Genomic DNA, 9,938 nt, shown 5'->3' on the forward strand with positions numbered 1-9,938 from the left:
CAATAGTAACAAAACTGCGTTCGCTGCTAAGCTTGCGCGTAAACGTGCGCGTAAACTTGCGCGCGTTTGTGGACATACGTGCGCTGCAAGTCCACATTTCCTCGGGAAAACATAAGTTACTCATGCAGAAACTGTACTGCATGAGTAACGGAAAAGCACTTGCTTTATTTGCTTTACTTGCTTTGACCTTTGCCAAATGCGCGCAATTGAACGCCGTTCCAGTCTGCGCTTACAGTAAGGGGAGTGGCTGCATTCATGCCAGCTGTTTTTGCGGCAGACTGAACTGTACTGGAGCTTGGGGAACCTTCGCGACCAGGTTTAGGCGTGAGTACCCACATAGGTGCATCATCGTCAAGCATATTTGTGGCATCCATAATGGTGTCGGCAAGCTCATCTTCATCATCGCCGTCGCGCCACCAAATAATCGCGCCATCAACAGCAGCATCATAATCTTCGTCCACCAAGTCTTCGCCGGTGAGCTGTTCGATACTTTCACAAATTGTTTCGTCGACATCGTCGTCCCAGAGCCATTGTTGCACAATGTCTCCTGGTTGGAATCCGAATTCCTGTGCATGCTGAAAAGCTATCTGTTCCACGAGACTCAATATATCAAAGCGTCAAGAAGTGCGCGCGCATAACGGCGTGTATTGTGCTACTAAAAGAGTATTGCTCTGCTGACATCGAGTTTTGTTTATTAGAGAACACTAGCATCATTGCTGCTGCACACACTGAGTACCTATTGCTTAGTGAACACTAGCATCCGAGCTGCTGCACACACTACACCAGACTCTCCTATCACACCACAAAACACTAGCGGTTTTATTAGTAGTGAGGAGTGGGTGTTGCTTGGTCGAGCAATATAAAAGCGGAACGATAGTAATAATCTTATTGATGAATACTATTTTTGCAGAAAAAGTAAGTAAAAAAACTAAACTTAACTACGCAACCGCTAAGTCTAAATAAGGTATAAGAGCGGAGCGCTGCGAGACAAGCAGCCCCACAACTCACAGCCACTCCAGAAAACATGCCAGCAAATTAAGCTCCCTCATCCTCGACACACCAGGACACGCCTCAAAAATAGCGAATAAATCATAAATCACTATATATAGTTACCTATATGAGTGTTTCCCCTAGATATTGTGCATGGTTTGGACTATAGTAAAGCAAGTTATGAAAAAATGAAGCCTCGTTTTTGTGGCGATTTACATGAGAAAATAAAAAATAATATTGAGAAAGGTTTGTACTGATGCGGGTTTTGGAGAAAACTGATGTTGATTACGCAGAAGTTCAAATGGATAGTGTAGCTGAAGCTCCAGTTTCCCGCGTGCAGGTGGAAAAGCGCGATGGTCGCGTTGTTGACTTCGATTCAATGAATATCATCATGGCTATTAAAGCTGCTTTTAAGGATTTAGGCAAGGAAGTCGGTCCGCAAGAAGAGCAGATGATTCGCGATATTTCAGATCATATTGAAGCTGAGATTCAGGATCGTTACAATGGTCCAGCAAAAATCGAAGATATTCAGACTTTGGTTGAGCATAGTCTTATTGAGAATCATCTTTATGAGGTTGCTCGCTGCTACACGAGCTACCGCCTGAATCGCGATATTGACCGTGCTAAAGCTACTGATATTAACGAAGCTGTGAATCGCCTTGTCAATCGCGATGAAACGCTTGTGCGCGAAAACGCAAATAAAGATTCCAATGTTTATGCTACTCAGCGCGATCTTCTTGCAGGCGCTGTTTCCAAGGCATCTGCGTTTTCCATGCTTCCTCACGCAGTTTCTAATGCACATATGAAGGGTGATATTCACTTCCACGATGCTGATTATTCGCCATTTACTTGCATGAGCAATTGCTCACTTCCTGATTTTGGCGACATGCTCGCTAAGGGTTTTGCTCTTGGTAACGCAATGATGGATAGTCCAAAGTCTATCGGCACTGCTGCAACTCAGGTTACGCAGATTATTAAGGATATTGCTGGAGCACAGTACGGTGGTCAGACGGTGAATCGTACTGACGAAATGCTTGAACGTTATGCTAAGTGCGATTACGACAAAAATCTTGCTATGGCAAAAGCCATGATTCCTGATTCCACGCCAATTCAAGTCGCGAAGGATATGATTGACGGCTTGAAGGCTCAGGAGCCTAAGAATCTTCACTGCTTGGATAGGGATCCCCTTCCAGCTGATACTCCTTTTGATGATAATTTGAGCGAGCTTGACCAGCTTCGTGAGATTTATGCAAAGATTATGACGCGTAAGGCTATTTACGACGCTATGCAAACGATGGAATATCAGATTAATTCCAACCGTGTTTCTAATGGTCAGACTCCGTTTGTAACTGTCGGCTTTGGCTTGGGTACTTCTTGGTTCGCTCGCGAAATTCAGCGCGCTATATTGCTGAATCGTATTCGTGGCCTCGGCAAAGATCGTCACACTGCTATCTTCCCTAAGCTTGTGTTTACCGTTAAGCACGGTGTCAACGCGGATCCTGGCGACCCGAACTACGATTTGAAGCAGCTTGCGCTCGAGTGCTCTACTAAGCGCATGTATCCTGATGTTGTGTTCTACGAGAATATTGTGAAGATTACCGGCTCCTTCAAAGCTCCTATGGGTTGCCGCTCCTTCCTTCAGGGTTGGATTGATCCAAAGACTGGCAAGGATGTTGAAGACGGTCGCATGAATCTTGGCGTTGTAACGGTGAATATGCCGCGTATTGCTCTTGAATCTCATGGCGATGTGACTCGCTTCTGGAAGCTTTTCGACGAGCGTATGGAAGTTGCTCACCAAGCTTTGCGATTCCGCATTATGCGTTGCAAGCAGGCAACTCCTGTGAACGCTCCAACACTGTTCCGTTACGGTGCTTTTGGCCGTTTGGAAGCTAACGAGAGTGTTGATCAGCTGTTCCGTAACGAGCGCGCTACGGTTTCGCTTGGTTACATTGGTTTGTACGAAACTACGGCTGTGTTCTTCGGCAAGGATTGGATGAAGGATCACAGCTGGAATGAGGATGGCAAGCAGTTTGCGCTTTCTTTGGTTCGCCGCATGAATAAGCTTTGCCAGCAGTGGTCGAAGGCTGAAGGATACCACTATTCGGTATACTCAACCCCAGCTGAATCCCTCACTGACCGCTTTAACCGCATGGATCGTCAGAAGTTCGGTCGCATTGAAGGCGTAACCGATCACGACTTCTACACTAATTCCTTCCATTACCCGGTTTGGTTGCAGCCAACTCCTATGGAGAAGCTTCGTTACGAGGTTGACTTCCCGTATTTTGCTTCCGGCGGCTTTATTAACTACTGCGAGTTCCCATGTTTGCAGGCGAATCCTAAGGCTTTGGAAGCTGTTTGGGATTATGCTTATAAGATTGGCATTGGCTACTTGGGTACGAATACTCCAATCGATCATTGCTTCGTTTGCGGATTCCAGGGCGATTTTGAGCCGACTAAAGAAGGCTTCCGTTGCCCTGAGTGCGGCAACAGCGACCCAGATAAGTGCAATGTTACGAAGCGTACTTGCGGCTACTTGGGCAATCCTGTTCAGCGTCCAATGGTTCACGGTCGTCACGAGGAAATTGCTCACCGCGTAAAGCACATGTCTGGCGAAACTGGTCATGTGACGCTGGATAATGGCGAATCTCGCGAATGGTATGAGGAAACTAAGTAAACTTAGCTAATGAATTATGTTGAAACTTAGTAACATAAGTTGACTAGATAATTTAGTTAGATAAATAGCGTTTTTTGTGTTTGTTGTTTGGTAATAATCTGGCCGCTAGGAAGTGTTGATTACGTTTCATAATTGCACTTTCTAGTGGCTGGATTTATTTTATGTTTGTACTTATTGGATTTTAATGGTTTCTTGAGTAATAAGGGGGTGGGGTATGGCGCGCATTACTTTGCATGATTTTGCGCCTGCAGATGTGAATCGTGGGCCGTGGATTCCTACCTCACTTTCTAATAATCCTCGCGCAGGGCAGTGGTCAAGCGAGCGTATGAGTAAAAGCATGATTGCTGATTACAAGCGCTTTTTGATGACCGACGGCGAGGGTATTCGCTGTTCGCTGTATGTTTCCGGCTGTCCGTTCCATTGCGTTGAGTGCTATAACGAGTCGATTTGGGATTTTCGCGCTGGCCACCCTTATACGCAAAAGCTTGAAGATCAGATTATGGAAGATTTAGCACAGCCTTATGTGCAAGGTCTAACGCTTCTTGGTGGCGAACCACTGCTTAACACAGGTATTTTGCTGCCTCTGTGTAAGCGTATTCGCAAAGAGTTTGGTCATACGAAAGATATTTGGAGTTGGACCGGCTACACGTGGGAAGAGCTTATGCGCCCGGGTGAGACGCCTGATAAGCTTGAGCTGCTGCAATACATTGATATTCTTGTTGACGGTCGCTATATGAAGAATTTGCACGATTCACTGCTGCAATTTCGCGGCTCTAGCAATCAGCGCATTATTGATGTGCCAAAGTCATTGGAAAATCCGCAAAATCCTCCTGTAATCTGGGACAAACTTCATGATCAGGAGCGTTTTATTCCGTCAATTTACGGAAAAGACCGTGCGCAAGGCGAAGGCGACGCTTCATAATCCTATTGAATTTGCCGCTAACACGATATATTTAACAATGTTTGCGGACGATTATAAGAATGCATACATATACACATGTTACGGTAAATATAATTAATCTCGTAACATCTGTATTGCAAACTGTCAAAAGAATTATGCTAACTATGCTCATAAATACTGTAACTAAACGATAGATAGTTTGGTATGTCTTTTCTTTGCATAAATATAAAAGATAGATTAGTAATATTAGTAGGACGAATGCTTGAATGGTGAGACTAACAGTATTAATACAAGTGTTATCGTCTTTTAAGTCCTTCAATTGTTTAAAGAAATAAATAGCTGACGAAATATAACAAAGCAGCGTTATTGGCAGTAGAACTACGTGTTTGCTGTTCATATTGTTCCTCACATAATTGTTGATATTAATTGGAAATTCTCACTGCAAGTCGACACGAATGCCTTTCTGCTGTGCTACAGCGCCAACTATCTTTGTGTTGTATCTTTGTGTTACTCATAAGTTTCTTCTTGGGTGTTGGCTTGAACTTGCAATGATAGTAAAAAAGATATGGATAATGCTACTGAGCAAGTAAGTATTCTATTAATAGCTTTTTTATATTCATGACAGTACCTCTTTATACATGCGAATATACATTCTTTCACTATATAATTTTTATAAGATGAAATCAATCGTTGTTTATAATTTGAATGTGTAGAAGCACTTTTTCGTATGTGATTTGTCTGTATACTACTATGTCAAAGATTCATCTATTTATGCATTTGGTAATGAAGTAACTCAATACGGAAATGCGCTATGCGCAATAATTCAAATATGTATTTGAAGAAGTGATATTATTAAACCTACACATGACGTTATGTAGGGGAAGGGATGCAATGGCAGAGAAGCCGAAGAACAATTCACGAAAAATTAGCAATAATCCTCCTCGCGCATTGCGTACGATTCTGTCATCTTTAAAAAAGTACCGTTTTCTTGGAATGTTAACGTCTGTATCCATTCTTATTGAAGCTGCCATGCAAATCGCTATTCCAACAGTAATGTCTCATCTTATTGATCTTGGCATTATGGCTGGCTCACCACAGGCGGTGCAATATTACGGTTTACAACTGCTTACTTTTGCTGCAATTGCAATGATTTTCGGCATTGTTTCGGGAATTTGTTGCGCGCATTCTAGTGCCGGTTTTGGTAGAAATTTACGGCACAATATGTTTGCGCGCTTACAAAGTTTAAGTTTTCCTGATTTAGATAAATTTTCTACAGGCACGATTGTGACTCGCATGACGAACGATGTGTCTAATGTGCAATTTGCTTATCAGCTGATTATTCGCTCTGGTATTCGCAGCGTTATGATTATTGTTACGGCTTGGTGGTTTACATTTCTCATTAGCCATGCGATTTCTTGGGTTTTTCTAAGCTTTGTGCCAATTGTTGGCGTCATTGGTGCAGTGGGTGCTGCGATTGTTGCCCCTAAATTTATGCGAATTTACCGCATAGTTGACGAGTTAAATAATCATGTCGGTGAGAATTTGCATAATATTCGCGTTGTGAAGTCTTATGTGCGTGAGGATTATGAAAATAGTCGTTTCATGCGTATCTCTCATAAGCTTTATAAGCATTTTCTTCATGCGGAATATGTGCTGAATTACAGTATTCCGTTGTTTAACTTATGCTTTTATGTAGGAATGTTGCTGCTTGCATGGATGGCTTCGCATGAAATTGTGGCATCCGGTAATAATCCTGCGTTTGGGCTAACAACAGGAAATCTTGCTGCGCTTGTGGTGTATGCACTGCAAATTTTATTTGCTTTGGTGAATTTGGTTGCAGTTTTTGTTATGACTGTAACTGCGCGCGCTTCGATGCATCGTATTGCGAAAGTTTTGCAATCTCACAACAGTGAGCATGTTTCTGAGCATCCGCTTACTCAGCTTTCTGATGCGTCGGTGCGTTTTGAGCATGTTTCGCTGCGATATCCTCAATCAGATAACACAGATGAATCCACTCCAGCAGAACAAGAAATTTTACAGGATGTAAATTTGACGATTCCTTCTGGTTCGACTGTTGGTATTGTGGGAGCAACAGGTTCTGGAAAATCAAGTCTTGTGCAGCTTATTGCAAGGCTTTATGACGTAACTTCTGGTACGCTTTTTATCGGCGGTCATGATATTCGCGAGTATGATTCTGCAAGTTTGCGTGAAGAAGTTGGTGTTGTTTTGCAAAAAAATATTCTATTTAGTGGCACTATTGCAGAAAATCTTCGTTGGGGTAGAGCTGATGCAAGTGATGCTGATTTGCGTGAGGCTTGCAAAATTGCTCGAGCAGACGAGTTCATTAACGATTTGCCGGATGCGTATAACACTTATATCGAGCAGGGTGGTAAGAATATTTCAGGCGGTCAACGACAACGTTTGTGCATTGCTCGCGCGCTTTTGAGGAAGCCGAAAATTTTAATCCTTGATGACTCTATGAGCGCTGTTGATATGAAAACGGATCGTACAATCCGTGAAGGCTTAAAGAAGTTTATGCCTGATTCTACGCAAATTATTGTGGCGCAGCGTGTATCTTCAATCGAGCATGCGAATATTATTGTTGTGTTGCAAAATGGGCACGTACTCGCTCAAGGTACGCATAATGAATTAATCGCATCTTGCGAAGTATATCGAGATATGGCGCTTTCGCAGGCAAAAAGTCAGGTATCGAGTGAAGAAGAAAGGGCTGCATAATGACTACCGACAATAAGGCTCAATCTTCTCAAAATACCCTTGCAGACCCTTCTGCAAATACTTCTGCAAATACTTCTACAAATCCTTCTGAAAAATCCTTAAGCAGTAGTAAAACCTCGAAAAAAAGCAGGGCAATTAACTGGCCGGTGCTGAAACGTCTCGCTTCTTATTTGCTGGTTTATCGCGCTAAAATTTTCGTAATTCTATGCGCAATTATCGTAGCTTCTATCGTACAAGCAGCTTGCTCAATGTTCTTGCAATCACTGGTTGACGTGTATATTCTTCCGCTTGTTGGCAAGCATAATCCAGATTGGATGCCGCTTGTGCGCATGATTATTCTTATGGCAAGTGTGTATGCGGTAGGCGTGTTTAGCTGCTGGCTGTGGGGTAGATTGGTTGCAAATGTTGCTGAAAGCGTTATGCGTGATTTGCGTAATGCCATGTTTCAGCATCAGCAAAAGCTTTCGCTCCGCTACCTTGATTCTCAAAGCTACGGCGACGTGATGAGTCGTTATACGAATGACACAGAAGTACTCCGTGAAGCAATTTCATGGGCTTTTCCTGACTCTTTTTCTGCGTTTATATCTATTGTTGCTGCGTTTGTTTCAATTATGTGGCTTTCGCTTTCGGTAGCAGCTTTTGTGGCTGTGTTTACGGCTTTGCTTCTTTATGTGGTACGTTTTATGTTGAAACGTTCTGGCAGGCTTTTCGAGCAATTTCAAGATGCTTTAGGTGAGTTGAATAAATTTGTTGAAGAATCAGCAACTGGCAGTAAAGTTATTAAAATTTTCAACCACGAAGCTGCAACCATTGAACAATTAGATATTTGTGTCGAAAAAGTGCAAAAAATTTCTGCTAGTGCCAATTCTTACGCAAATAATGTAATGCCGGTAATTAGTAACGCAAGTTACTTACTGTATGTGCTTATTGCGCTACTTGGAGCGTGGGCAGTTTCAGTTGGATTGCCAGCATTTGGTCTTGTTGGTTCTGGTGCTTTTACACTTGGCACGCTTATATCTTTGCTTACTCTTTCGCGAGCGTTTATTAATCCTATTGGCGAAATTACGATGCAAATAAATTCGCTTATGATGGCTCTGGCTGGAGCGTCTAGAATTTTTGAGCTTCTTGATGAGCAGCCAGAGGTAGATGCTGGTACAGTTCGATTAGTGAAAGTTCGTGTTGCTGAATCAGTGCAGCAGCTTTCTCATAAAGCAATATTTAATGTTCTTGAAGAAGTTGATGAAAAAGAAGAAGGTGTAAACGTTTATTGGGCTTGGAAGCGTGATGCTCAAGATAATGGCACAAAAGCTACTCAGCGTGCGCAGAAATTAAGTAAGATGGCGCAAGAAGTGGTATGCCATGCTAAACGCGATGCGCGTACTTCTCAGGATGGTCGCTACACTTTGCTTCGAGGAGACGTGCGCTTTACGGATGTTGTGTTTGGATACGATGCTGAAAAGCCGGTGTTGCATGATATTACTTGGTTTGCAAAGCCAGGGCAGAAGGTTGCGCTTGTGGGTGCTACTGGAGCTGGAAAGACTACTATTGCAAACCTGCTTACACGTTTTTATGATATTGACGACGGTCAAATTTTGTACGACGGAATTGATGTGCGTGATATTTGCAAAACGGATTTGCGTTACGCTATTGGAACGGTTTTACAAGATGTGAACCTATTTACGGGCACAATAATGGATAATATTCGTTACGGAAACCTAGATGCTAGTGACGAAGAGTGTGTGAAAGCTGCGAAATTAGCTCACGCTGATACTTTTATCACTAAACTTGCAGATGGGTATAATACAAAGATTGATGCTGATGGTGAGGATCTTTCGCAAGGTCAAAAGCAGCTTATTGCGATTGCTCGTGCTGCTGTAGAAAATCCACCTGTGCTGATTCTCGATGAAGCTACTTCTTCGATTGATACGCATACTGAAGCTTTAGTGCAACATGGTATGGATTCACTGATGGAAGGTCGTACAGTATTCGTGATTGCTCATAGGCTGTCTACTGTTCGTAATGCTGATGTGATTATGGTGTTAGATCACGGCAAAATTATTGAGCGAGGTTCACACGAGGAGTTATTAGCTAAGCGCGGCGAGTATTATCAGCTTTGCACTGGCGCAATCGAGTTGGAGTGATTTTCGCTGATATTCTGCGGCGACACGCCGAACAGGCTGTTGGGCTTGCATTTTGCCGTGGATTCTGTAAGATAGTGACTCGGCTGTTCAAGAGAACGAAGCCACGGCCCCGTAGCTCAGTTGGTTAGAGCGCCGCCCTGTCACGGCGGAGGTCACCGGTTCAAGTCCGGCCGGGGTCGCGATTAGTAAAGGCCCGGTTCGCCGGGTTTTTTATTCATCATGGCTCTGTAGCTCAGTTGGTAGAGCGAGCGACTGAAAATCGCTAGGTCAGCGGATCGATCCCGCTCGGAGCCACGCTTTGTAGTCGCGGTGCTTTTGCACCGCGTTTTTTTTATTCAATCTTGGTGAATAGGGTTTATAGGCCCAAAAGTGTGTAAAGCTAAGCTGTGAATATTCTGTGGCATAAGCCATAGTCTCAACACTGTTAAAACTCAGTCAAGTATCTTAAGAAAGTAACGGTCATATGTTACTCGCGCAGTACGTAATCTGCGTTAAT

The 9,938-nt window shown here is 43.3% G+C and carries 5 protein-coding genes and 2 tRNA genes; 6 read left to right on the forward strand and 1 reads right to left on the reverse strand.

Features of this window, described 5'->3' with window-relative positions; all coding sequences use genetic code 11:
- Positions 1-173: 173 nt before the first annotated feature.
- Entirely contained in the window at positions 174-596 is a 423-nt protein-coding gene (locus tag HMPREF3208_RS04750; RefSeq protein WP_016636976.1) for a DUF3052 domain-containing protein, read from the reverse strand.
- Positions 597-1,291: 695 nt separating this feature from the next.
- Between HMPREF3208_RS04750 and nrdD the strand changes: the two genes are divergently transcribed.
- The 6 genes from nrdD to HMPREF3208_RS04780 all read left to right on the forward strand — a co-directional run bounded on the left by nrdD (position 1,292) and on the right by HMPREF3208_RS04780 (position 9,736).
- Positions 1,292-3,664, forward strand: coding sequence for an anaerobic ribonucleoside-triphosphate reductase (gene nrdD / locus HMPREF3208_RS04755; protein WP_230953098.1), 2,373 nt, complete (start codon positions 1,292-1,294; stop codon positions 3,662-3,664).
- Between the two features lie 214 nt (positions 3,665-3,878).
- A complete protein-coding gene (gene nrdG / locus HMPREF3208_RS04760; protein ID WP_081091182.1) occupies positions 3,879-4,586 on the forward strand; it encodes an anaerobic ribonucleoside-triphosphate reductase activating protein in 708 nt (235 codons plus the stop codon).
- 870 nt (positions 4,587-5,456) lie between these two features.
- Positions 5,457-7,301: an ABC transporter ATP-binding protein gene (locus tag HMPREF3208_RS04765; RefSeq protein ID WP_064347459.1), complete on the forward strand. Its 1,845-nt coding sequence runs from the start codon at positions 5,457-5,459 to the stop codon at positions 7,299-7,301.
- Entirely contained in the window at positions 7,301-9,442 is a 2,142-nt protein-coding gene (locus tag HMPREF3208_RS04770; RefSeq protein WP_230953096.1) for an ABC transporter ATP-binding protein, read from the forward strand. The genes HMPREF3208_RS04765 and HMPREF3208_RS04770 overlap by 1 nt, the downstream gene beginning before the upstream one ends.
- Positions 9,443-9,547: 105 nt before the next feature.
- Positions 9,548-9,621 (forward strand) — tRNA-Asp (locus tag HMPREF3208_RS04775).
- A 42-nt stretch (positions 9,622-9,663) separates the two neighbouring features.
- Positions 9,664-9,736, forward strand: a tRNA-Phe gene (locus tag HMPREF3208_RS04780).
- Positions 9,737-9,938: the final 202 nt, after the last annotated feature.

The sequence above is a fragment of the Gardnerella vaginalis genome (assembly GCF_001546485.1).
In the GTDB taxonomy this organism is placed as follows: domain Bacteria; phylum Actinomycetota; class Actinomycetes; order Actinomycetales; family Bifidobacteriaceae; genus Bifidobacterium; species Bifidobacterium vaginale_D.